At 60.4% G+C, this 21,919-nt stretch carries 19 protein-coding genes; 2 read left to right on the forward strand and 17 right to left on the reverse strand.

The annotated features are described in order from the left end of the window. Positions 1 to 104: 104 nt before the first annotated feature. The 8 genes from DFR38_RS00935 to rluD all read right to left on the reverse strand — a co-directional run bounded on the left by DFR38_RS00935 (position 105) and on the right by rluD (position 10,419). A complete protein-coding gene (locus tag DFR38_RS00935) occupies positions 105 to 2,654 on the reverse strand; it encodes an AAA family ATPase (protein ID WP_059285745.1) in 2,550 nt (849 codons plus the stop codon). 313 nt (positions 2,655 to 2,967) lie between these two features. After that, the gene (locus tag DFR38_RS00940; RefSeq protein WP_059285764.1) at positions 2,968 to 4,050 is read right to left on the reverse strand and encodes a ribonucleotide-diphosphate reductase subunit beta; all 1,083 of its coding nucleotides are present in this window, start codon (positions 4,048 to 4,050) and stop codon (positions 2,968 to 2,970) included. Between the two features lie 18 nt (positions 4,051 to 4,068). Beyond that, a complete protein-coding gene (locus DFR38_RS00945) occupies positions 4,069 to 4,341 on the reverse strand; it encodes a hypothetical protein (protein ID WP_059285744.1) in 273 nt (90 codons plus the stop codon). 73 nt (positions 4,342 to 4,414) lie between these two features. Beyond that, positions 4,415 to 4,807, reverse strand: a complete 393-nt coding sequence (locus tag DFR38_RS00950) for a DUF4440 domain-containing protein (RefSeq protein ID WP_110312864.1) — start codon at positions 4,805 to 4,807, stop codon at positions 4,415 to 4,417. 142 nt (positions 4,808 to 4,949) lie between these two features. Continuing rightward, positions 4,950 to 5,195, reverse strand: coding sequence for a hypothetical protein (locus tag DFR38_RS00955; protein ID WP_059285742.1), 246 nt, complete (start codon positions 5,193 to 5,195; stop codon positions 4,950 to 4,952). A gap of 19 nt (positions 5,196 to 5,214) precedes the next feature. Next, positions 5,215 to 8,088, reverse strand: a complete 2,874-nt coding sequence (locus tag DFR38_RS00960) for a ribonucleoside-diphosphate reductase subunit alpha (RefSeq protein ID WP_059285763.1) — start codon at positions 8,086 to 8,088, stop codon at positions 5,215 to 5,217. Positions 8,089 to 8,573: 485 nt separating this feature from the next. After that, entirely contained in the window at positions 8,574 to 9,332 is a 759-nt protein-coding gene (gene pgeF / locus DFR38_RS00965) for a peptidoglycan editing factor PgeF (RefSeq protein ID WP_110312865.1), read from the reverse strand. Beyond that, the gene (rluD, locus tag DFR38_RS00970; protein ID WP_059285498.1) at positions 9,319 to 10,419 is read right to left on the reverse strand and encodes a 23S rRNA pseudouridine(1911/1915/1917) synthase RluD; all 1,101 of its coding nucleotides are present in this window, start codon (positions 10,417 to 10,419) and stop codon (positions 9,319 to 9,321) included. The genes pgeF and rluD overlap by 14 nt, the downstream gene beginning before the upstream one ends. Here rluD and DFR38_RS00975 point away from each other — a divergent pair. Next, a complete protein-coding gene (locus DFR38_RS00975; RefSeq protein ID WP_059285499.1) occupies positions 10,418 to 11,209 on the forward strand; it encodes an outer membrane protein assembly factor BamD in 792 nt (263 codons plus the stop codon). The two genes, rluD and DFR38_RS00975, sit on opposite strands and share 2 nt — an antisense overlap. Positions 11,210 to 11,297: 88 nt before the next feature. Here DFR38_RS00975 and DFR38_RS00980 read toward each other — a convergent pair whose 3' ends face one another. Beyond that, positions 11,298 to 11,636, reverse strand: a complete 339-nt coding sequence (locus tag DFR38_RS00980) for a P-II family nitrogen regulator (protein ID WP_059285500.1) — start codon at positions 11,634 to 11,636, stop codon at positions 11,298 to 11,300. 147 nt (positions 11,637 to 11,783) lie between these two features. Between DFR38_RS00980 and purL the strand changes: the two genes are divergently transcribed. Continuing rightward, entirely contained in the window at positions 11,784 to 15,743 is a 3,960-nt protein-coding gene (gene purL / locus DFR38_RS00985; protein ID WP_110312866.1) for a phosphoribosylformylglycinamidine synthase, read from the forward strand. 213 nt (positions 15,744 to 15,956) lie between these two features. On the opposite strand, the gene DFR38_RS00990 is transcribed toward purL, so the two are convergent. The 8 genes from DFR38_RS00990 to DFR38_RS01025 all read right to left on the reverse strand — a co-directional run. Beyond that, the gene (locus DFR38_RS00990) at positions 15,957 to 16,394 is read right to left on the reverse strand and encodes a cytidine deaminase (protein ID WP_110312867.1); all 438 of its coding nucleotides are present in this window, start codon (positions 16,392 to 16,394) and stop codon (positions 15,957 to 15,959) included. A 53-nt stretch (positions 16,395 to 16,447) separates the two neighbouring features. Then, positions 16,448 to 17,353 (reverse strand): LysR family transcriptional regulator ArgP, encoded by a 906-nt coding sequence (locus tag DFR38_RS00995; RefSeq protein WP_110312868.1) that lies wholly within the window; start codon positions 17,351 to 17,353, stop codon positions 16,448 to 16,450. Between the two features lie 33 nt (positions 17,354 to 17,386). Then, entirely contained in the window at positions 17,387 to 18,592 is a 1,206-nt protein-coding gene (locus DFR38_RS01000) for an MFS transporter (RefSeq protein WP_059287375.1), read from the reverse strand. Beyond that, positions 18,589 to 19,485 (reverse strand): pirin family protein, encoded by an 897-nt coding sequence (locus tag DFR38_RS01005; RefSeq protein ID WP_110312869.1) that lies wholly within the window; start codon positions 19,483 to 19,485, stop codon positions 18,589 to 18,591. Before DFR38_RS01005 ends, DFR38_RS01000 begins: the two co-directional genes overlap by 4 nt. Beyond that, on the reverse strand, positions 19,482 to 19,826 hold the full coding sequence (locus tag DFR38_RS01010; RefSeq protein ID WP_059287374.1) for a putative quinol monooxygenase: 345 nt from the start codon (positions 19,824 to 19,826) through the stop codon (positions 19,482 to 19,484). Before DFR38_RS01010 ends, DFR38_RS01005 begins: the two co-directional genes overlap by 4 nt. A 13-nt stretch (positions 19,827 to 19,839) precedes the next feature. Next, on the reverse strand, positions 19,840 to 20,586 hold the full coding sequence (locus DFR38_RS01015; protein WP_059287373.1) for an SDR family NAD(P)-dependent oxidoreductase: 747 nt from the start codon (positions 20,584 to 20,586) through the stop codon (positions 19,840 to 19,842). A gap of 85 nt (positions 20,587 to 20,671) precedes the next feature. After that, the gene (locus DFR38_RS01020) at positions 20,672 to 21,301 is read right to left on the reverse strand and encodes an isochorismatase family protein (protein ID WP_059287372.1); all 630 of its coding nucleotides are present in this window, start codon (positions 21,299 to 21,301) and stop codon (positions 20,672 to 20,674) included. 96 nt (positions 21,302 to 21,397) lie between these two features. Next, positions 21,398 to 21,919: isochorismatase family protein (locus DFR38_RS01025; RefSeq protein WP_110312870.1), on the reverse strand; the 522-nt coding region annotated here is incomplete at its 5' end.

Consider the following 21,919-nt stretch of genomic DNA (forward strand, 5'->3'; position numbering starts at 1 on the left):
CAACACCCGCTATAAAACTGAAAAACGAGGCGAGTTGCGCAGGGTTTTTCAGATAAATAATTCCAAAGCCTACTTGCGTAGGCTTTGCTCTTTTCTTATTAGATTTACTCTAAGGGTCGCTTTGAGAATTCCGAGTGCCATTCGAGCACGCGACGAATGTCCTCCGAAAGCTCATCAGGTTTGGGTAGTTCAACAGGGGCTTCAGCTGATTGGCTATGTTCAAACCGGGAGTACTTCGACATCAATTCCTCGATCAGCGCGCAATCTCTCGGCAAGATCTTTGCAAGGTGCTGAATCTTGCCTTGCGTGTTCACAGCCCTTCTATGCCGCTGAATCACGTCCGCGAGCAACACAAACTCGACCATCCGCTCCAACAAAATTCTGAAGTCGCTACAAATGGCCTTGCCGAGAGGGTAGTAGGTATCATTACCTTGTTCTTGAAGAACCTTGCGAGCCTGATTCACTCTCGTGTTTTGCAAGTCCCTGAGCGCAGATTCAGGCTTCTTTCCGTACAGAGGCACATCACCGGACTCGCCTGCCCCCCAGGATTCTTGCCTAATGTGGACACAGGAGACATCTTCCGACTTCTCATTTATGAGGCCCAGGAAGCTCAGCCGATGTGTGAACACAATTACCTGGCGGGTCTTGCTGAGCTCAACGAGGCGCTCAATAGTCCGTTCTTCCCAAGTCTGATCCAGTGATGAGATGGGGTCGTCGAAGATGAAGGATGCATTGCTCGGTTTTTCTGTCAGGTCCGCAAGGAAAGCCGCCAGTGCAACGACTCTTCTTTCGCCTTCACTCAACACAGCATCGATTATTTGTTTACCGATAACGTCCTTGAGCCGCAATCTGTGAAGCACCTTGCCCTTTTCAGCCTTGGTTTTGACCAGCTCTACCTTGATTCGGGTCGCGCCCAAGGCTTGTAGCTCCCTGTTGAAGCGCTTCACATAGCCCTGGGTAATCACCTTTTCAGCTACCTCAGCAGACTTCTGCGAAACGCTTCTTGAGTTGGCCGATGACTTCCATCCTTCGTAGGCCTTGAGTTTCTTGAGTCGCTCAACCTCTGATCTAACTGCGTCAGCCTGCTGGACAACCCATTGCTTCGCTTCTAGTTCAAGCTTCTGATGCCCAAGCTTGCTCCTGTCAATCCCCTTGGCATCGTCGTCGTGCTGGGCGGCCTCGGTATCTAACTGTGACGCATACTGCGTCAAGGTCTTCAAGGCCTCAGCAATGCCAGGCATGGGTGTTGCCGGCGCAGAAATCTCGTCAGCTATCAGTTCCGCCTTCACCCCAGCTGCGCTTTTCCAGAAGGCCTTTAGGTACTGGGGCCAATCTCCTGCTGTGAGCCCGGCAGCCTCGCAACGAGTCTCGATCAACTCCTCTTTCCAGACTTCAGGCAAGGCATTTTTCGCCTGCTCATAGGTGGCTTCTGCTTGACGCGCTTCAGTCTCAAGCTTGCCCTGCACAAAGGCCTCGAACGATCGCAGGCGCTGTTGCGCGCCTTCCGACAACTCTTGATGGCAGAGCACACATCTTGCGCCAGAGTCTGTCACAGGGAATGCGCTCGCCACATATGCTTCATGCGAATATGCGCGGGCAGCTTCCCACATAGCTCGCCATGTCGACGAACCAACATTTTCCAGCATCGCAGCACTCACATCGGCGGACTCTGTTGCGATCTTTCGCTTGGACTGAGCCGTGCTACGCAGCGTCCGCATGCTCTCCAAGCCTACCGTACCGAACGCCTTCTCCACAGCCTCAAGCCCTGTCAGAACTTGTTGAACTTGCGTCTTTCTTGCACGTTTTTGCTTTGCGAGGGCAGAGGGGTCTGATGCTTTCAATCGCTCTACTACTTGGTCAAGCGCCGCCTGATCTTCGTTCGTCCAGGTGAGCAGGCCATTTAATGTTGGCTCACTCTCCTCTGCTTTGAGGTTTGAGTAGTTGCGACCAGCTCCCGTTGACACAAAATCAGCGGGAAGGCTGGGTAAGGCCTTAACAAGCTTCTGCTCTTCAGCTTGCAGCTGTTGCTTTACCAGATCACAAACTTCGGCCAGGTTCTCGAATAACGAGACGACAGGCGGGGTGTATGCAGCCGCGCTTTCGTTTCTCAAGTAGTGTGTGGCTTCATCCGTATCAAAAATGTCCACCGCACGCAGATCTTCGATAGGTGCTGGGTTGGCAATCCACGTACAGGGAACCGATTTTTCATCAAGCTCGTAGGTGATCTGGCATTGCCCATTTTGAGTCGCTGGCAGGAATACATTCGGCTTCAACTCTATCGCGCGCGGCTTGCCCGTCACCTTCTTCAGCAAACGGGCGTAACTCGACTTGCCAGACCCGTTGTGTCCATAGACAACCGTCAGGTTCGATCTGCCAAACGTCAATGGGTGGCGGGGGGCAAGCCCCTCGATTCCCGTGAGTGCGTCAATGCTCTTCAAACGTAGAACTGTGCATGTTTGCGGCGGCTGTGCCAACGCTCCAAAGACTCGGTGTTGAGTGGCTTTTCGCCCTTGCTCAGTTTTTAGGTGAGCGCAAAGATCTTGGATGTCAGCGGTGCTCAATGCTCCGTTCTTCAAGAGACGATCCGCAGCCTCCTGAAGCCAGTCAGGCTGTTTAAGCAGCCACTGACGAACTTCCTCATTTGTAGATTGCATAGTTCCATCCCTGAATTCCTCGCCCCGTGTCACATTCTGACTTTTAATACGGTGGAGTTCTTTTGTGATCAAATATTACAATATCATGGCGCTACTAGGATTGAAATTTTCCCTGGGTACGACCTGAGCAACATGTGTCTGGAGTTGCTCCGGCAAGCGGCTATTTCTGACCCTTCCTACCGATCACTTCATGAAAAAGGCCCTGCAAAAGCAGGGCCTTTTTCATGATGCCGAGCAAGATTTCATGCTTTGGCTATTGGAGGTTGCAAACTTTGACTACAAAATTTCAACCTTTCCGACTTCTGACATCAAATCAATCCCAGCTCAACGCCCCGCCAGTCTGATACTCCGTCACGCGGGTCTCAAAGAAGTTCTTCTCCTTCTTCAAGTCAATCATCTCGCTCATCCACGGGAAGGGGTTGTTCACACCCGGGAACAGCTGGTCCAGACCAATCTGCTGCATGCGACGGTTGGCGATAAAACGCAGGTATTCCTTGAACATGCTGGCGTTCAGGCCCAGCACGCCACGCGGCATGGTGTCTTCGGCGTAGGCGTATTCCAGCTCCACCGCCTGCTTGAACAGCTCGACGATTTCGGCCTTGAAGCTGTCGGTCCACAGCTGCGGGTTTTCCAGCTTGATGGTGTTGATCAGGTCGATGCCGAAATTGCAGTGGCTGGACTCGTCACGCAGGATGTACTGGTACTGCTCGGCAGCGCCGGTCATCTTGTTCTGACGGCCGAGGGCGAGGATTTGCACAAAGCCGACGTAGAAGAACAGACCTTCCATGATGCAGGCAAACACGATCAGCGAACGCAGCAGTTTCTGGTCGTTTTCCAGGGTGCCGGTCTTGAAGGCCGGGTCGCACAGCACGTTGATAAACGGAATCAGGAATTCGTCCTTGTCACGGATGGATTTGATTTCGTTGTAGGCGTTGAACACTTCGCCCTCGTCCAGGCCCAGGCTTTCCACGATGTACTGGTAGGCGTGGGTGTGGATGGCTTCGTCAAAAGCCTGGCGCAGCAGGTATTGGCGGCATTCCGGGCTGGTGATCTGGCGGTAGGTGCCCAGCACGATGTTGTTGGCGGCCAGGCTGTCGGCGGTGACGAAGAAGCCCAGGTTGCGCTTGACGATGCGCATTTCGTCTTCGGACAGCTGGCCGGTTTTCCATTGTTCGATGTCGCGCTGCATGTTCACTTCTTGCGGCATCCAGTGGTTGGCACATTGGGCGAGGTATTTTTCCCAGGCCCATTTGTGCTTGAACGGGACCAGCTGGTTGACGTCGGTGGTGCCGTTGATGACTTTTTTGTCGACGGCATTGACGCGGCCGCCGGTGTGCTTGTCGTTGCTGGTGGGAACGGCCGGTTTTTGTACCGGGGTATCGTCAAAGCTCAACATGTTTTGCATTCTCCGTGTTTATTTGCCGGCCACGCCTTGTGGGGCGGTCGGCTGGATCTGGTATCTGGCGCCGGGCAGGGCATGCGTGCTGGTGCGGCTGTCGGGCTGACAGGGGGCTTGTTCCAGCTGCATGGCGCTCTGGCGCATGATGCGGATGGCGGTACGGGGGGTGGCCGGCGTGTCGCGCAGCGGCTGCGGCAGGTCGACCAGTACCAGGCCCAGCTTGCGGTAGCGGTCTTGTTCCGGATGCTGCGCGGCGCGGCTGGCGCTGCAGAAGAGGGTGGTACTCATGCCGTTCTCCCCGTGTGTTGGTTCGGTCTTCCGAAGCCGGCTGCGGCCAGCCGGCTTGAGAAGTCTGTCCGGCTCATTGGGCCGGATGGCTGTGTTCTTCAAACTGTGCCAGGCCGTAGATGCGCCATTCGCCGTTTTCCCGTTTCAGGTGGTAGCCGGTGGAGAACATCCACGGCTCGGCCTGGTGGCGGTGGGCGGTCCAGCGTACCTTGACTGTGGCCAGCTCGCTGCCAAAGGACAGTACTTCGGCCAGATGGCAGCTGGCGCTGGTGACGCCCTGGGCGCGGTAGTAGGCGAGAATGCCGGCCGTGGTCTGGTACAGCATTTCTTCGTCGTTGATGCCAAAGGTGGCGATCTGGCCATGGTGCACGGCGGTGAAGGGCCGGGTGAACAGGGCCGATACGGCGCGTGCATCCAGTGCCGAGTAGGCCTGGCTGTAACGGTTAAAAAACTCCTGAAGTGTCATGGGCATCTCTGATTGTTGGGGCCTTGCGGGCCTGGTTCAGACAAGGGCTGGCCATGCTGGCTGCACCTTTGTTTGCTCTTACACTTCCCCATTCGGAAACCGCCTGCGGGCAAGCGGTTTGGAAATGGAGATTGCTTAGAATTTATGCGGCATCGAAATATTGCGCTGTTGAACAGGGAGTTGATTCAGTCAGATATTCAACTGAATCAATCGCAATTTTCCGAGGGATTCGCATGTCTTCATAAAACTCAACGAATTCGAGCGTTGCTCTGCCTTCATTCAAATCAAGTTTCTTCGGCAATATGGTCATGGCCATATTGCCAACTTCAATAATCAGTAACTGTTGAGACTTGATTGCATCCTTAACTACACGTTCTTTCAGCATCATATTGGCGTCTCCAGTCTGATTATTGGCAAGCTTCACAATCCGGATTGTCAATGCTGCAGAACTTGGCGTCGGTGGCCGGGGTGTGGTCCACCTCGACGGCCGGTGCGGCTTGTTCCGGTGCAGCGTTGTAGGCCGGGTTCAGGCCACTGGCCACGGCGTTCAGCTCGCCGCCCTTGCCGGTGGATTTTTCGGCGCTGGAGGCGGCCAGGGTGCGCAGGTAGTAGGTGGTTTTCACGCCACGAATCCACGCCAGCTTGTACAGGTCGTCCAGTTTCTTGCCGGATGCGCCAGCCATGTACAGGTTGAGCGACTGGGCCTGGTCGATCCATTTCTGACGGCGCGATGCTGCTTCCACCAGCCATTTCGGGTCCACTTCAAAGGCGGTGGCGTAGATGGCTTTCAGCTCGGCCGGGATGCGGTCGATGCGGCCCAGGCTGCCGTCGAAGTACTTGAGGTCGGCGACCATCACTTCGTCCCACAGGCCGGCTTTTTTCAGGTCGCGCACCAGGTATTCGTTGGTGACGGTGAATTCGCCGGACAGGTTGGATTTGACGAACAGGTTCTGGTAGGTCGGCTCGATGCTGGCAGACACGCCAATGATGTTGGCGATGGTGGCAGTCGGGGCGATGGCCAGGGTGTTGGAGTTGCGCATGCCGTGTTGCTTGATGCGCTCACGCAGGGCGTTCCAGTCCAGGCGTTCGGTGCGGTCCATTTCCAGGTAACCACCGCGTTCGGCGGCCAGCAGGTTGATGCTGTCTTGCGGCAGCAGGCCACGGTCCCACAGGCTGCCCTTGTACGACGGGTAGCGGCCACGTTCTTCGGCCAGTTCGGTGCCGGCCCAGTAGGCGTAGTAGGCGACCATTTCCATGGATTCGTCGGCAAATTCCACCGCTTCCTGCGAGGCGTACGGTACGCGCTTCATGTGCAGGCAGTCCTGGAAGCCCATGATGCCCATGCCCACCGGACGGTGCTTCAGGTTGGAATTGCGTGCCTTCTTCACCGGGTAGAAGTTGATGTCGATGACGTTGTCCAGCATGCGCAGGGCGGTGCGGATGGTGCGCTGCAGCTTTTCAGCGTCCAGCTTGCCATCGGCGCCCATGTGGGCGGCCAGGTTGACCGAGCCCAGGTTGCACACGGCGATTTCGTCGTCGTTGGTGTTCAGGGTGATTTCGGTGCACAGGTTGGAGCTGTGTACCACGCCCATGTGCTGCTGCGGGCTGCGGATATTGCACGGGTCCTTGAAGGTTACCCACGGGTGGCCGGTTTCAAACAGCATGGTCAGCATCTTGCGCCACAGGCTGAGCGCCGGGATGCGTTTGTACACTTTCAGCTCGCCACGTTCGCCCATGGCTTCGTAGTGCTGGTAGCGCTTTTCAAAGGCGGCGCCATACAGGTCGTGCAGGTCAGGCACTTCGGACGGCGAGAACAGGCTCCATTCGGCGCCTTCCATCACGCGCTTCATGAACAGGTCCGGAATCCAGTTGGCGGTGTTCATGTCGTGGGTGCGGCGGCGGTCGTCACCGGTGTTCTTGCGCAGTTCGAGGAATTCTTCCACGTCGGCGTGCCAGGTTTCCAGGTAGGCACACACCGCGCCCTTGCGCTTGCCACCCTGGTTGACGGCCACGGCAGTGTCGTTGACCACTTTCAGGAAGGGCACGATGCCTTGCGATTTGCCGTTGGTGCCCTTGATATGGCTGCCCATGGCGCGCACCGGGGTCCAGTCGTTGCCCAGGCCGCCGGCAAATTTGGACAGCAGTGCGTTTTCCTTCAGACCTTCGTAAATGCCGTCCAGGTCGTCGGCAATGGTGGTCAGGTAGCAGCTGGACAGCTGGCTGCGACGGGTGCCGGAGTTGAACAGGGTGGGGGTGGACGACATGAAGTCGAAGCTGGACAGCACATTGTAGAACTCGATGGCGCGGGCTTCGCGGTTCACTTCGTTCAGGGCCAGGCCCATGGCGACACGCATGTAGAAAGCCTGCGGCATTTCAATGCGGGTGCCGTCGATGTGCAGGAAGTAGCGGTCGAACAGGGTTTGCAGGCCCAGGTAGCCGAATTTCAGGTCGCGCTTGGCGTCCAGGGCGGCGCCCAGTTTTTTCAGGTCGAACTCGGCCAGACGTTCGTCCAGCAGTTCGGCCTGAATGCCTTTCTTGATGAACTGCGGGAAGTAGTCGGCATAGCGCTCGGCCATTTCTTCCTGGCTGACCGATTCGTCCAGGATTTCCAGGCGGATGCTGTCCAGCAGCAGGCGGGCGGTGACGTAGTCGTAGGCCGGATCCTGTTCGATCATGGAGCGGGCGGCCAGAATGGCGGACTTGTTGACTTCGTCCAGCGATACGCCGTCGTAGATGTTCTTCAGGGTTTCCGACAGGATGGCGTCGATATCGATGCCGGCCAGGCCCTGGGCGGCAGATTCGATGCCGGCGCGCAGGCGGGCAATGTCCAGCGGCTGCTTGCGGCCGTCCTTGCGGATGACGTTGATCTGGATCTGGGTCAGTGCTTCGCCACGGGCGGCGCGTTCTTGCGAGCGCTGTTCGCGGTACAGCACGTAGGCGCGGGCCACGTCGTGTTCGCCAAAGCGCATCAGCGACAGTTCAACCTGGTCCTGGATGTCTTCGATATGAATGGCGCCGCCTTCCGGCTTGCGGCGCATCAGGGCGTTGACCACCTGCTCGGTCAGCTGGGCCACCTTGTCGCGGATGCTGGCGGACGTAGCGCCCTGATGCCCCATCACGGCCAGGAATGCCTTGGTCATGGCGATGGAGATCTTGACCGGCTCGAATGCCACTACGGCACCATTGCGGCGAATGGTCTTGTAGTGGCTGAAGTCGGCCTGGGGGGCGGCGGCACGGCCGAGCTCGGCGGCGGTTTGCCCTTCAAAGGTGGTCAGTTGCATATTGCCCTCTTTGGGTGGTTTGCGTCTGTTGCGCTGCGGCCTGGGTGGCAGGCCGGGCAGGGCTGTGGACAAGTCTGTTGAAAAGCTGTGTGTTCGTTGTGAATAAACACAATATATATGTTTGTACTGCTTGATTGGCCCAAATTCTAGTGTTCCCGGCGCGATGCGGCAAGTCTTGACAGCGCTCAGAAAATGCGAAATCCGCGCCAGATAAGGCTTGCAGGGCACTAGGAATTTTTTGAGGCAGGGCGGCCAGCCTGGGGGGCTGGCAGGAAATCCAGCAAAGACAAGCATCTGGGGGGTGATGCATGTCTGCCACAACATCTGGTGTTTTGCCGCTGTTGCGCGCCTGCTACGCTGTTGGCATGAAAGTTCGATGACAGTTCATCGATAACTGGCCGTCAGGCGTGGATGGCAAGAAAAAACGGCAGCCGCCGCACTGTCCGTGCAAGGGCTGCCGTGCTCGCCGTGATTGCCGGGCCGGGTCAGTGCTGCGCTTGCAGCCAGATCAGGCTGGCCATGCGGCCGGTCACGCCGTCGCGGCGGTAGGAGAAGAAGCGCTCGCGCTCGATGACGGTGCAGTAGTCGCCGCCATATACCCGGTCGATACCCAGTGCCGCCAGCCGCTGGCGCGCCAGCTGGTAGATGTCGGCCAGATACTTGCCCTCGCCGATGTCGGTGAAGGCGCTGGCCGCGGCGGCGTCGCAAGCGATAAAGGCGGCCCGTACTTCGGCGCCCACTTCAAAGGCATCCGGGCCGATGGCCGGCCCCAGCCAGGCCATCAGGCTGGCGGGGGGCACGCCGGTGGCGCTGACGGTGCTTTCCAGCACGCCATCGCACAGCCCGCGCCAGCCGGCATGGGCGGCGGCAACCACGCTGCCGGCATCATCGCACAGCAGCACCGGCAGGCAGTCGGCGGTCATCACCACGCAGACCTTGCCCGGCTGGCGGCTATAGCTGGCGTCGGCGTCGAGCAGGGTTTCGCCGATTTCGGCAGCATCCACCACATGGGTGCCGTGTACCTGGTTGAGCCAGGCCGGTTCGTCCGGCAGCAGCAGGCGCAGTTGTTCGCGATTGGCGGCAACCGCTTCCGGCTGGTCGCCGACATGGATGCCCAGGTTAAAGCTGTCATAGGGCGGCTGGCTGACGCCACCCTGCCGCGTGGTGAGCAGGGTGCGTACGGTGGCCGGGGCCGGCCAGTCGGCCTGCTGTAGCGGGCTGCTGCCGGTTTCAGTCACGGACATAGATGACCTCGATGTCGCCGTCGTCGTCTTCGTCATCCTCGTCCTCGTCGTCTTCCCATTCATCGGCCAGCGGGGCAGCCTGCTCCATGCGTTCGCCACTTTCACCGCGCAGGGTGTCCAGCAGCAAGCGGAAATCGTCCGGCAGCGGAGCCTGCCAGCTGCGTTCCTCGCCGGTGGCCGGGTGGATCAGTGCCAGCTTGTAGGCGTGCAGGGCCTGGCGGCCAAAGTGTTTCACCACGGCGGCGATGTCGTCGTCCATCTTGTGGCGCGGGTTGCCGTACAGCTGGTCGCCGGCCAGCGGGTGGCGCGCTTCCTTCATGTGGACGCGAATCTGGTGGGTGCGGCCGGTTTCCAGCTTGCACTCGATATAGGAGTGGGCGTCGTAGCGTTCCAGCACCCGCACATGGGTGATGGCGGTCTTGCCACCAAACTTCAGCACGGCCATGCGCAGGCGGTTGTGCGGGTCGCGGCCGATCAGGGTGTTGATGGTGCCATCGTAGGGAACGATGCCATCGGCAATGGCGCGATAGATGCGCTTGACGCTGCGCGCCTGCATCTGGCGCACCAGCTCGGTTTGCGCTTGCAGGGTCTTGGCCACCACCATCAGGCCGGAGGTGTCCTTGTCCAGCCGGTGCACGATGCCGGCACGCGGCACATGGGCGAGGGCCGGGCAGTGGTGCAGCAGGCCGTTGAGCAGGGTGCCGGTCCAGTTGCCGCTGGCCGGATGCACCACCAGGCCGGCCGGTTTGTTCACCACCAGGATGTGGTCATCCTCGTAAACAATGGGCAAATCCATGGCTTCCGCCTGGAAAGCCATTTCTTCATTTGACTGAACAATGGTAACGTCCAGCTTTTCGCCACCCAGCAGCCTGGTTTTCGGGGGGACGACTTTGCCGTCCACCAGTACTTGGCCATCCTTGATCCATTGGGTCAGGCGGCTGCGGGAGTAATCGGGGAGGAGTTTGGCAAGAGCTGCGTCGAGGCGTTCGCTACCCAAAGAGAGCGGAACCTCCAGCTGTTGTCGAGCAGATACCTCGTTTTCCGAGATATCGCTATAATCCTCCGAGTCAAAGTAAGGATCGGTCATGAAAAGATACGTTGTAGCAGCAATGTTGGTGATGGGGCTTGCCGGTTGTGCAACCACGGAAACCTACGACGAAACGCGCGGCTGGACCGTGGAAAAGCTCTACTCGGAAGCTCGGGATGAACTGAATAGCGGTAATTATACCCGTGCTGTCAAGCTGTACGAAACGCTGGAAGCGCGCTACCCCTATGGTCGCTACGCCCAGCAGGCCGAAATGGACCTGGCCTATACCCATTACAAGGACAATGAACCGGAGCTGGCGATCGCCGCTGCCGACCGCTTTATCAAACTGCATCCGGCACACCCGAATGTGGATTACATGTACTACCTGAAGGGCCTGGTCTATTACAACGACGATCAGGGCATGTTGTCGAAATGGGCTGGTCAGGACATGAGCGAGCGCGATCCCAAGGCTGCGCGCGAATCTTTCCTGGCCTTCCGCGAACTGACCACCCGTTTCCCCAGCAGCAAGTATAGTGCGGATGCGCTGGCAAAGATGGATCGTCTGGTGGACGCGCTGGGCGGCAGTGAAATGCACGTGGCCCGTTACTACATGAAACGCGGTGCTTACCTGGCCGCGGCCAACCGTGCCCAGGGCGTGGTAAAGGAATATTCCAATACCAAGTATCCGGAAGAGGCGCTGGCGCTGATGGTGACTGCCTACGACAAGCTGGGCCTGACCCAGCTCAGTGGCGATGCCAAGCGCGTACTGGCGCTGAACTACCCCAACAGCAAATATCTGGCTACGCCGTGGGTGGTGGAAGAAATGCCGTGGTGGAAGGTGTGGAAATAATCTGCACCGTGCTTGTCAGCTGAAAAGGCCGCATCTGCGGCCTTTTTTCTTGCCCTGCTGCCGGCGGTGCCGCAAGCAGGGCGGCTGATCAAATCGCGTCTTCGTTGGTTTCGCCGGTGCGGATGCGCACCACTTGCTCCACCGGGGTGATGAAGATCTTGCCGTCGCCGATCTTGCCGGTGCGGGCGGCGGCCACGATGGATTCGATGGCGCGGTCCACCAGGTCGTCGGCCAGGATGACCTCCACTTTTACCTTGGGCAGGAAGTCCACCACGTATTCTGCGCCGCGATATAACTCGGTATGGCCCTTCTGGCGGCCAAAGCCCTTGACCTCGGTGACAGTCAGGCCGTTGATGCCGATGTCGGACAGGGCTTCGCGCACTTCGTCCAGTTTGAAGGGTTTGATCACGGCTTCGATTTTTTTCATGCTCGGGTGCTCCTTGCGGTGACTTTATTGTTCCGGAAATGCGCTGTGGACGGTTGATTGCCCGACATTCGCCGCAGAATGGCCTTAATGCACGGCCTGTTTTGCTGTATTATGACGCGCTTTCCTGATACTTGTCGCGAGTGTTGCATGTCGACCATTCTCAAGCTGCGGGGCGGTGCCGCCCTGTCCCAGTTTCGTCTTGAAAAACTTCTCGCTGCGGCGGCCGAGGCCGGTTTGCCCGAGATCAGCGTGAAAGCCGAATTCTGGCATTTCGCCGAAAGCGAAAGCCAACTCTCGACCGAACAGCAAGATATTCTGGGCAAGCTGCTCAATTATGGCGAGGCCCCGTACCCGGAAGCGCCACAGGGCGAGCTGTTCCTGGTGACGCCACGACTGGGGACGCTGTCGCCCTGGGCCTCCAAGGCCACCGACATTGCCCGCCACTGCGGGCTGGAGCAAGTGCTACGCATCGAACGCGGCACGGCTTACTGGATCAGCACCGCCGGTATATCTTTAAGTGAAGAGGCTCGTCAGATTCTGGCGGGCCTCTTGCACGATCGCATGACCGAAACCGTGCTGGCCACGCTGGACGATGCCGACAAGCTGTTCGTGCACATGGACCCGCAACCGCTGACCAGCGTGGACATCCTGGCCGGTGGCCGCGCGGCGCTGGAAGCCGCCAACCGCACGCTGGGCCTGGCGCTGTCCGAAGACGAAATCGTCTATCTGGTGGAAAACTTCACCCGCATGGGCCGCAATCCCACCGACGTCGAGCTGATGATGTTTGCCCAGGCCAACTCGGAGCATTGCCGTCACAAGATTTTCAATGCGCAGTTCGTGATCGATGGCGTAGAGCAGGGCAAGTCCTTGTTCCGCATGATTCGTGACACGCATGATGCCCATCCGGAAGGCACGCTGGTGGCCTACAAGGATAATGCCTCGGTGATCGAGGGGGCCTTTATCGACCGCTTCTATCCGGCGCCGGAAACGGCCGAGTACGGTTTCACCACCGAACCGACCGACATCCTGATGAAGGTGGAAACCCACAACCACCCGACCGCCATTTCCCCGTTCCCGGGTGCTTCCACCGGTTCCGGTGGCGAAATCCGTGACGAAGGCGCCACCGGTCGTGGTTCGCGCCCCAAGGCTGGCCTGACCGGTTTTACCGTGTCCAACCTGAACATTCCGGGCTTCAAGCAGCCGTGGGAAGTGTACAGCGACAGCCAGGCCGAATACGGCCGTCCGGGTCGTATCGCCTCCGCCTTGCAAATCATGCTGGATGGCCCGATTGGCGGTGCGGCTTTCAATAATGAATTCGGCCGTCCCAACCTGACCGGCTACTTCCGCACCTTTGAAGAAGTGGTGGATGGCGAAGTGCGCGGCTATCACAAGCCGATCATGATTGCCGGTGGCCTGGGCAGCATCCAGCAGCAGCAGATTCACAAGAATGAAATTCCGGAAGGCGCCTTGCTGATCCAGCTGGGTGGCCCCAGCCTGCTGATCGGTCTGGGTGGCGGCGCGGCGTCCTCGATGGATACCGGTGCCAACAGCGAAAACCTGGACTTCGATTCGGTACAGCGTGGCAACCCGGAAATCGAACGCCGCTGTCAGGAAGTGATCGACCGCTGCTGGCAGTACGGTGCCGCCAACCCCATCGTGTCCATTCACGACGTGGGCGCCGGTGGTCTGTCCAATGCCTTCCCGGAGCTGGTGAACGATGCCGGCCGTGGTGCCATCTTCCACCTGCGCAAGGTGCATCTGGAAGAAAAGGGCATGACGCCGATGCAGATCTGGTCCAATGAATCGCAAGAGCGTTACGTACTGGCCATCCTGCCGCAGGACCTGGAGCGCTTTACCGCCATTTGCGAACGCGAACGCTGCCCGTTTGCCGTGCTGGGCGTGGCCACCGATGATGGCCATCTGCAAGTGCGCGACGACCACTTCAACAACAATCCGGTAGACATGCCGCTGGAAGTGCTGCTGGGCAAGCCGCCGCGCATGACCCGCGACGTCAAGACCGTGCCGCTGGAATTCCGCGTGTTCGACGCCTCGCGCTTCGACCTGAAGGAAACCGCCTACCGTGTGCTGCGCAATCCGGCCGTGGCTGACAAATCCTTCCTGATCACCATCGGCGACCGCTCGGTGGGCGGCATGACCGCACGCGACCAGATGGTGGGTCCGTGGCAGGTGCCGGTGGCCGATGTGGCCGTTACCACCATGGGCTTTAACAGCCATCGTGGCGAAGCCATGGCCATGGGCGAACGCACTCCGACCGCCTTGTTCGACGCTGCCGCGTCCGGCCGCATGGCCATTGGCGAATCGCTTACCAATATTGCCGCCAGCTTTGTCAGCCATATCGGCAATATCAAGCTGTCCGCCAACTGGATGGCCGCTGCCGGTCATCCGGGCGAAGAAGCCCGCCTGTACCAGACCGTGGAGGCGGTATCGCGTCTGAGCCAGGACCTGGGCATCAGCATCCCGGTGGGCAAGGATTCGCTGTCGATGAAAACCGTGTGGGAAGACGGCGGTGAGAAGAAGTCGGTGACGGCACCGGTTTCGCTGATCGTGACCGCTTTCTCGCCGGTGGAAGATGTGCGCAAGACGGTAACCCCGCAACTGCGCAATGAAAAAGACACCGACATCATCCTGGTGGACCTGGGCTACGGCCGCTGCCGCCTGGGTGGCTCCATCTATGGCCAGGTATGGAAGGCCATGGAAGGCCGTGCGCCGGATGTGGAAAGCCCGGCGCAGCTGGCCGCTTTCTTCAATACCGTGCAAAGCCTGCTGCGTGACGACATGCTGCTGGCCTATCACGACCGTTCCGATGGCGGCCTGTTCGCCACGCTGGCGGAAATGATGTTTGCCGGCCACGTTGGCCTGACGGTTGACCTGCAGGAACTGGTGATCGAGCGCAAGAACACCCAGCGCTTCATCGACGATTTCGTGCAGCCGACGGCAGAAGCCGCCACCCACGGCCGCATCATGCGCGTGCTGTTCAATGAAGAGCTGGGCGCCGTGCTGCAGGTGAAAAAGGCGCACACCTCCGAGGTGATCTCCCGCTTCATGGCTGCCGGCATTGGCCGCGAGCTGTTTGTTCTGGGCAAGATCAACAGCAAGGACCGCCTGGTCATCAACCATCATGGTGAGGAGCTGTTCAGCGAAAGCCGTGTCGACCTGCACAAGGCGTGGAGCGAAACCAGCTATCGCCTGCAACGCATGCGTGACAATCCGGCCTGCGCCGACAGCGAGCATCTGCTGTTGTCCAATACCAAGTCGCAGGGCCTGTTTGCCAAGCTGTCCTTCGATACCGAAGAAAACCCGGCGGCGCCGTTCATCGCCACCGGTGCGCGTCCGCGCATGGCCATCCTGCGCGAGCAGGGGGTGAACGGTCAGCTGGAAATGGCCGCGGCATTCGACCGCGCCGGCTTCCAGGCGGTGGACGTGCACATGAGTGACATCATCAGCGGCCGCGTGTCGCTGGCAGACTTCAAGGGCCTGGCTGCCTGCGGTGGCTTCAGCTACGGCGATGTGCTGGGTGCCGGCGAAGGCTGGGCCAAGAGCGTGCTGTTCAACCCGCGTGCCCGCGAGCAGTTCGAAGCCTTCTTCCAGCGTGCTGATACCTTCGCGCTGGGCGTGTGCAATGGCTGCCAGATGATGTCCAATCTGTCCGGCATCATTCCGGGGGCGCAGCACTGGCCGAAGTTCCAGCGCAATGCCTCCGAGCAGTTCGAGGCCCGCTTCACCATGGTGGAAGTGACCGAATCGCCGTCCATCTTCCTGGCCGACATGGTGGGCAGCCAGCTGCCGGTAGTGGTCAGCCACGGCGAAGGTCGTGCCGTGTTTGCGCCGGGCGCACAGGATGGCGTGATTACCGCGCTGCGTTATGTCGATTTCGATGGCCGCGCCACCGAAACCTATCCGCTGAACCCGAACGGTTCTCCGGACGGCATTACCGGTGTCACCACCGCCGATGGCCGCTTTACCATCATGATGCCGCACCCGGAACGGGTGTTCCGTACTGTGCAGAACAGCTGGCACCCGGATAACTGGGGCGAAAACGGCGCCTGGTTCCGTATGTTTGCCTCGGCACGTCGCTGGGTGGGCTAAGCGCAGCTGACAAAACCCCTGTGGCAGCGTTGCGCCTCCTTGCCGTACTTTATGTACTGTCTGCGTCGGCGCGCCTTGCCCCAGGGCGGCTGCGCTATTTTGTCAGCCGCGCCAGACCGGCCTGGAGTTGCGCTGCAAAACAAAACGGAAGCCTCAGGGCTTCCGTTTTTTTATATGTGCTGCGGGAGTACTGGTCGGCCCCGCTGCTGGTCCTTAGGTGGAACTGGCCGCGTCGCTCAGGTTTTTCGGGCCAAAGGCATGCGGCAGCAAGACATCCAGCGTGGTGTCGATGCGTTCGCTGCCATCGCAGATGCAGCGTACCAGCATGGTGGGGCCAAACTCGTTCAGTACCTGACGGCAGGCGCCGCAAGGCGAGGTCGGGGTAGCGGTGGGGGTGTAGACGCAGACCGCCACGATTTGCTGCAGATCGTGCAATACCCGTGCCGAATAGATGGCGGTGCGCTCGGCGCAGTTGGCCAGGCCATAGCTGGCATTTTCCACATTGCAGCCGGGATGGATCTGGCCCCTGTCATCCAGAATGGCCGCACCGACGGCAAAGCGGCTGTAGGGCACATAGGCACGGCGGGCGGCGGCGCGGGCGGCCTGTTCGAGCGCGGCCCACTGGGCCGGGGTGGGGGTGTGCTGCGGCATGGTGTCTGATCCTGAAGCAGGGCGCGTGATCTTGCACCTGCGCTTGGCGGCTGTCAACGCTCGGGTCGCTGCTGACGCAACACCTGCCTGGCCCAGTCGAGCAGGGCGCTGCTCAGGTCGGCGGCCAGTGCCGACTCCACCCGCCAGTGGTGCCAGTACAGCGGCAGGTCGACATACTGCCCCGGCAGCAAATCCAGCAGGCGGCCACTTTGCAGATCGTCATCTATCATCAGCTCCGGCAGCAGGCTGTAGGCCAGCCCCAGCCGCGTGGCCTGCACAAAGCCCTGCGGCGTGGGCAGGGTGATATGCGGCGTGCTGCCGTCGTAGCCGGCTACCTGGCGCAGAAACTGGCTGTGCAGATCGTCCTTGCCACTGAAAATGATGGCCGGTGCCTGCGCCAGCGCCGCATGGGTGAAGCCGTCGGCAAAGTAGCGGGCGGCAAAGTCCGGCGTGGCCAGGCACAGATAACGCATGCAGCCGAGAAAGTGGCATTCGCCCCCCTGGATCGGCGTGTCGCGGGTGCCGATGCAGCCGGCGACATGGCCGCTGCGCATCAGCTCGTGGGTATAGTCCTGGTCATCCATCATCACGTCGAACAGCAAGCGGCGGCGCTGCATCAGCGTCTGCACGGCCGGCAGAAACCAGGTGGCCAGGCTGTCGGCATTCACCCCCACCGCCAGGGTGGTGAAGTCGCTTTGTTCGCCATCCGGCAACAGGGTGTTGAGCAGTTCGCCTTCCATCAGGCTGAGCTGGCGGAAGTGTTGCAGCAGCAGGCGGCCGGCCGTGGTGGGCGCGGGCGGGCTGGTGCGGGTGAGTACCGGCTGCCCCAGGTTTTCTTCCAGCTGGCGTATGCGCTGGGAAATGGCCGATTGGGTCAGAAACAGCTTGCGTGCGGCCTTGTCGAAGCCGCCGCTGTCCACCACGGCGGACAGGGCTTCCAGTTGTTTCGGGTCGAGCACGGCAGGCTCCGGCGAGGGCAGAAGCAGGCCATGCTAATGGCTGCGTGGCCGCATGGCAAACAGCAGGGCAGCGATGAGGGCTCCGGCCAGAAACAGCCAGCGCGCCACGCTCCAGTCGGTGGCACCTGCCACCATGGCCGCCAGCAGCAAGGGGCCGAGTAACTGTCCCAGATTGGCCAGTTGTACAAAGTAGCCTTGCAACACGGCCAGCTGTACCGGTCCACGGCTAAGGCCGTGTGCCGACGACAGGGCGGCTGGCGGTACTGCGCCACCGCAAAATGACAGCAGCAGGCACAGCAGATAGGCGGCATCCGCCGACAGGCCGGGCCAGAAGGCAAGCACGCCGCTCAGGCCCATCAGCCCCAGCGCACTGCAAATCAGCGTATCGCGTGCCATGCCGCGCCTGAGCAGCCAGGCGCCAGCAAGGTTGCCGGGAATATTGGCTACCACGGCCAGTGCCGACAGCAGGGCGATGCGGCTGGCAGTCAGCTCTGGCCGGCCATGCAACATGGTGGGCAGCCAGACAAACACTGCCCACAGCATCAGGGTATACAGCATGAAGGCGAGGCCATAACGCCAGACTGCAGCCTGGCGCAATACGGTAAAAGGTGCTGTCTGTCCGGATGCAGGCGCCGCTGTCTCGGTACTGCGTTGGCGGAAGGCCGGTTTGCAAGCCAGCAACAATAGCAAGGCCAGCAACTGTAGCGCCATGCCGGTCAGCCAGGCCAGTCGCCAGCCGCCCACTGCCGCCAAAGCGGGAGTCAGCAGCATGCCGATGGCTGCGCCCAGCGGCAGGTTGACTGCCCACAGGCTGAGTGCCAGCCGCTTGTCCTGATCGTTGGCCAGGCTGACGATCATGCTGGGCATGGAAACTGATACCAGCAGGAAGCCGATGCCTTCAATCACCCGCGAGGCCAGCAGCATGTCCAGCCCGTGTGCCGGCAGGGCCAGTCCGCCGCCAAGCAGCAGCAACAACAGGCCGATGACACCGGCTTGCAGGGCATTCCAGCGTGCCAGCAGCAAGCCCATGAACAGGCTGAGCACAATGGCGAGGCTATTGAAAGCCGAAGCGATCCAGCCGCCTTGCACCAGCGTCAGTCCCAGCTCATGACGCAGCAGGCCGAGCACCGCCGGCACCTTGCCCAGGCAGAAGGCTCCGGCCGCACCAGCAAAAATGGCAATCAGCACGGCCGGCCAGTGGGTGGCCGGCGCGGCTGCCGGCCGGGTCGGCGTCGTCATGCTGGCTGACGGCTGTTGCGCAGCCAGTCCTCGCTCAGTTGGCCGAACTCGCCACGCTGATAGGCACGGATGCGCTCGTTGATTTCTTCGCTGCTATTCATCACGAAGGGACCGTGCTTGACCAGGGGTTCTTTTAGCGCCGGGCCGGATAGCAAGACAAAATGGCAGCCTTCGGCGCTGTATAGCTGTAATGCGGCGGCTTGTGTCGCCGTAGCATCCAGGCCGATACCAACCGCGCTTCCCGCCGGGATGTCGGCGATTTGTCCTGCTGCCTGCAGCTGTAAGGGACCATCGATGGCATACAGCATGGCATTCCAGCCGGGCTCCAGTGCATGGGTGAAGCGTTGGCCCGGTTCGATAAAGCCATCCAGCAGGGTAAAGGCTTCTGGTAAGTCCGCGGTGTGGGCGGCGTGGATGCCATTGCTGCTGCCGGCGGCAATGCGTACCCGCACGCCGGGGGCGCGGTATTCCGGGATGGCTGCCGGATCGGCATGCACGGCAAACGGTGCCTGCATTTTCTTGCTGGCGGGCAGATTGACGAAAATCTGCAGTGCATGCACATGCGGATTGGCACCTTCCGGTTGTTCGGTATGTACCGCGCCACGCCCGGCCGCCAGCCAGTGCAGGGCTCCGGGTACGATAGGCCCCTGATTGCCCATGGAGTCGTAATTGACATGCGGGCTGCTGGCGTCCTCGAACAGATAGGTCACAGCGGAAATACCGGCGTGCGGGTGGGGCTCAAAGGTGGGGGCGGTCATGTGGAAGTGGTCCACCATCACCACCGGGTCGATCAGTCCGTGGAACATGTCTTCGCCAAAATGCTGGGCCTGGAAGCCGGTGCCGATGGTGAGCGGCTGGCCGTGGACTGCTGCGGAAATCTTCAGTTGAGTCATGGTGTGAGTCCTGATTGCCGCCGGGCCAGGTGGCCGCAGCGTTGTTGAAGGGGGAGCGGCTGCCAGTGCCGCAGCAAGCGCTCTGCGGCAAGCATGCTTTGTACCTTGGCGAAATAGGGCTGATAGTAAGCGCGCTGCAACTGCACTGCTTCCAGATGACGACGACTGCTCCAGCCTTCCAGCAGCAGGATGCGGCAAGGGTCGTCATCGTCCTGGAAAATCTCAAAGCGCAGGCAATCAGCCTCTTGCTGCAGAATGAAACGGCTGAACTGTTGAAGTTCTTGCAGGAAATCAGCCACACACTCTGGTTTGATGGTCAGTTCCACCGTCAGTACATGCATGCCCGTTGCAGCCTTACAGGGCATCGGTCAGGCCGCCATCAGTCAGCAGAGTGCGGCCGGTAATCCAGCGCGCCTCGTCACTGGCCAGGAATGCCACCACATCGGCAATGTCTTGCGGCTGTGCCACCCGCCCCAGCGGTGTGCCCCTGGCCACGGCTTCGCGCCGCGCCAGCGGCGTGGCTGCGGTCATGTCGGTTTCGGTCATGGCCGGTGCTACCGCATTGACAGTAATGCCGCGCGGTCCCAGTTCCAGCGCATAGGCGTGGGTCAGTACCGAAACGGCGGCCTTGCTGGCCGAATAAATGGCCGTACCGATGCGTGGTGAGTAGATCAGGTTGCTGGACAGATTGACGATGCGTCCGCCATGCTCCGGGAAAAACGGCAGGGCATGGCGGGTCATCAGCAGCATGCTGCCCATATTGCCGTCGAACACACGGGCGATATGCTCGGCATCCACGTCGGCCAGGCTGCGTCCCTCGAAGACGCCCGCATTGTTGATGAGGATGTCGATGCGGCCAAAGCGGGTGGCAATGGCCGACAGCACGTCGCGCACCGCCTGCTCCTGGCTGACATCGGCTGCATGGGCCTCGGCCTTGCCACCCTGGCTGATGATGTCGGCGACAACTTGTTCGGCCTGTTGCTGATTGCTGCGATAGACAATCACCACCTGTGCGCCCTGGCTGGCCAGCTTGCGGGCAATGGCTGCGCCAATGCCGCGGGAACCACCGGTGACTACGGCTACCTTGTCTGCTTGTTTCATGTTGGATTTGCTCTGTCTGGCTTGATGGGAGGCTGTGGGCAGCCAGCGCCCTCAAGCGGGTGCTGGCCGTGCTCACTGCAGGTGCTTAGGTCTTGGTGAATCCGCTCTGGATCTGCCATACCAGCGTGGCAAACGGCATGTCCATGTCGCTGTAAACTTCACCCGCGCTGGGGTCGACATTGCTGCGCAGCATTTCCACCGCTGCGGTGGCATAGTCGGTAACCGGAATGCCGGCACCCAGCAGACGTTGCAGGCCGGCAGTACGCTTGGCTTCGTTGAAGGTACCGGAAGCGTCCAGTACCACACGGGTATCGTAGCCAGCGGCTTTGGCCGATAAGGCCGGGAAGCTGGCGCAGATTTCCAGCGATACGCCCGCCACAATGATTTGCTTGCGACCGGTTTGCTCGATGGCGGCCCGCACGTTCGGGTCTTCCCAGGCATTGATCACGGTGCGGCTGATCACCTGCACACCGGGCAGAGCGGCGGTCAGTTCCGGCATGGTCGGTCCCCACATGCCATCCGGCATGGTGGCGGTGACAATGACCGGCACGCCCAGCGTGCGCGCGGCTTTGGCCAGTGCCACCACATTGTGTTTGAGATCGCCCAGCGGGATATCACGTACCCCACTGATCAGACCGACCTGATGATCGACCAGCAGTACAACTGCGTTATCGCGTGACAGCATGTTCAGATTGGCATTTTCATGTTGTGACATGGTGTTCCCCTCGCTTTAAAAAGTGATGCGGATGATGCGTACGCTACGGCCAGTGCCTGACTGCGGACAGGCGTTTGCAGGACTCACTGCAGCGGCTTACTTTTTGCTGAAGCCGCTTTGCATCTGCCACACCAGGGTGGCGAAGGGCATGTCCAGAGCGCCATACACCTGTCCGGCCTTGGGGTCGACATTGCTACGCAGCATCTCTACCGCAGCAGTGGCATAGTCAGTGACCGGGATGCCGGCACCCAGCAGGCGCTGCAGGCCGGCAGTACGCTTGGCTTCATTGAAGGTGCCGGAGGCATCCAGCACCACGCGGGTGTCATAGCCAGCGGCCTTGGCCGACAGCGCCGGGAAGCTGGCACAGATTTCCAGCGACACGCCAGCCACGATGATTTGCTTGCGGCCGGTTTTTTCGATGGCAGCGCGTACTTTCGGGTCTTCCCAGGCATTGATCACGGTGCGGCTGATCACCTGCACACCGGGCAGCGCGGCGGTCAGTTCCGGCATGGTCGGCCCCCACATGCCATCCGGCATGGTGGCGGTGACAATGACCGGCACGCCCAGCGTGCGCGCGGCTTTGGCCAGTGCCACCACATTGTGTTTGAGATCGCCCAA

Source organism: Aquitalea magnusonii, assembly GCF_003202035.1.
Classification (GTDB): Bacteria; Pseudomonadota; Gammaproteobacteria; order Burkholderiales; family Chromobacteriaceae; genus Aquitalea; species Aquitalea magnusonii.

Excerpts from the sequence above, each read along its gene's own strand:
- rluD (WP_059285498.1), bottom strand. The coding sequence starts at position 10,419 with ATGACCGATCCTTACTTTGACTCGGAGGATTATAGCGATATCTCGGAA.
- DFR38_RS01020 (WP_059287372.1), bottom strand. The coding sequence starts at position 21,301 with ATGTCACAACATGAAAATGCCAATCTGAACATGCTGTCACGCGATAAC.
- DFR38_RS00990 (WP_110312867.1), bottom strand. The coding sequence starts at position 16,394 with ATGCCGCAGCACACCCCCACCCCGGCCCAGTGGGCCGCGCTCGAACAG.
- purL (WP_110312866.1), top strand. The coding sequence starts at position 11,784 with ATGTCGACCATTCTCAAGCTGCGGGGCGGTGCCGCCCTGTCCCAGTTT.
- DFR38_RS00945 (WP_059285744.1), bottom strand. The coding sequence starts at position 4,341 with ATGAGTACCACCCTCTTCTGCAGCGCCAGCCGCGCCGCGCAGCATCCG.
- DFR38_RS01010 (WP_059287374.1), bottom strand. The coding sequence starts at position 19,826 with ATGCATGTACTGACGGTGGAACTGACCATCAAACCAGAGTGTGTGGCT.
- DFR38_RS00950 (WP_110312864.1), bottom strand. The coding sequence starts at position 4,807 with ATGACACTTCAGGAGTTTTTTAACCGTTACAGCCAGGCCTACTCGGCA.
- DFR38_RS00935 (WP_059285745.1), bottom strand. The coding sequence starts at position 2,654 with ATGCAATCTACAAATGAGGAAGTTCGTCAGTGGCTGCTTAAACAGCCT.
- DFR38_RS00980 (WP_059285500.1), bottom strand. The coding sequence starts at position 11,636 with ATGAAAAAAATCGAAGCCGTGATCAAACCCTTCAAACTGGACGAAGTG.
- DFR38_RS01005 (WP_110312869.1), bottom strand. The coding sequence starts at position 19,485 with ATGACTCAACTGAAGATTTCCGCAGCAGTCCACGGCCAGCCGCTCACC.
- pgeF (WP_110312865.1), bottom strand. The coding sequence starts at position 9,332 with ATGTCCGTGACTGAAACCGGCAGCAGCCCGCTACAGCAGGCCGACTGG.
- DFR38_RS00975 (WP_059285499.1), top strand. The coding sequence starts at position 10,418 with ATGAAAAGATACGTTGTAGCAGCAATGTTGGTGATGGGGCTTGCCGGT.
- DFR38_RS00960 (WP_059285763.1), bottom strand. The coding sequence starts at position 8,088 with ATGCAACTGACCACCTTTGAAGGGCAAACCGCCGCCGAGCTCGGCCGT.
- DFR38_RS01015 (WP_059287373.1), bottom strand. The coding sequence starts at position 20,586 with ATGAAACAAGCAGACAAGGTAGCCGTAGTCACCGGTGGTTCCCGCGGC.
- DFR38_RS00955 (WP_059285742.1), bottom strand. The coding sequence starts at position 5,195 with ATGATGCTGAAAGAACGTGTAGTTAAGGATGCAATCAAGTCTCAACAG.
- DFR38_RS00940 (WP_059285764.1), bottom strand. The coding sequence starts at position 4,050 with ATGTTGAGCTTTGACGATACCCCGGTACAAAAACCGGCCGTTCCCACC.
- DFR38_RS01000 (WP_059287375.1), bottom strand. The coding sequence starts at position 18,592 with ATGACGACGCCGACCCGGCCGGCAGCCGCGCCGGCCACCCACTGGCCG.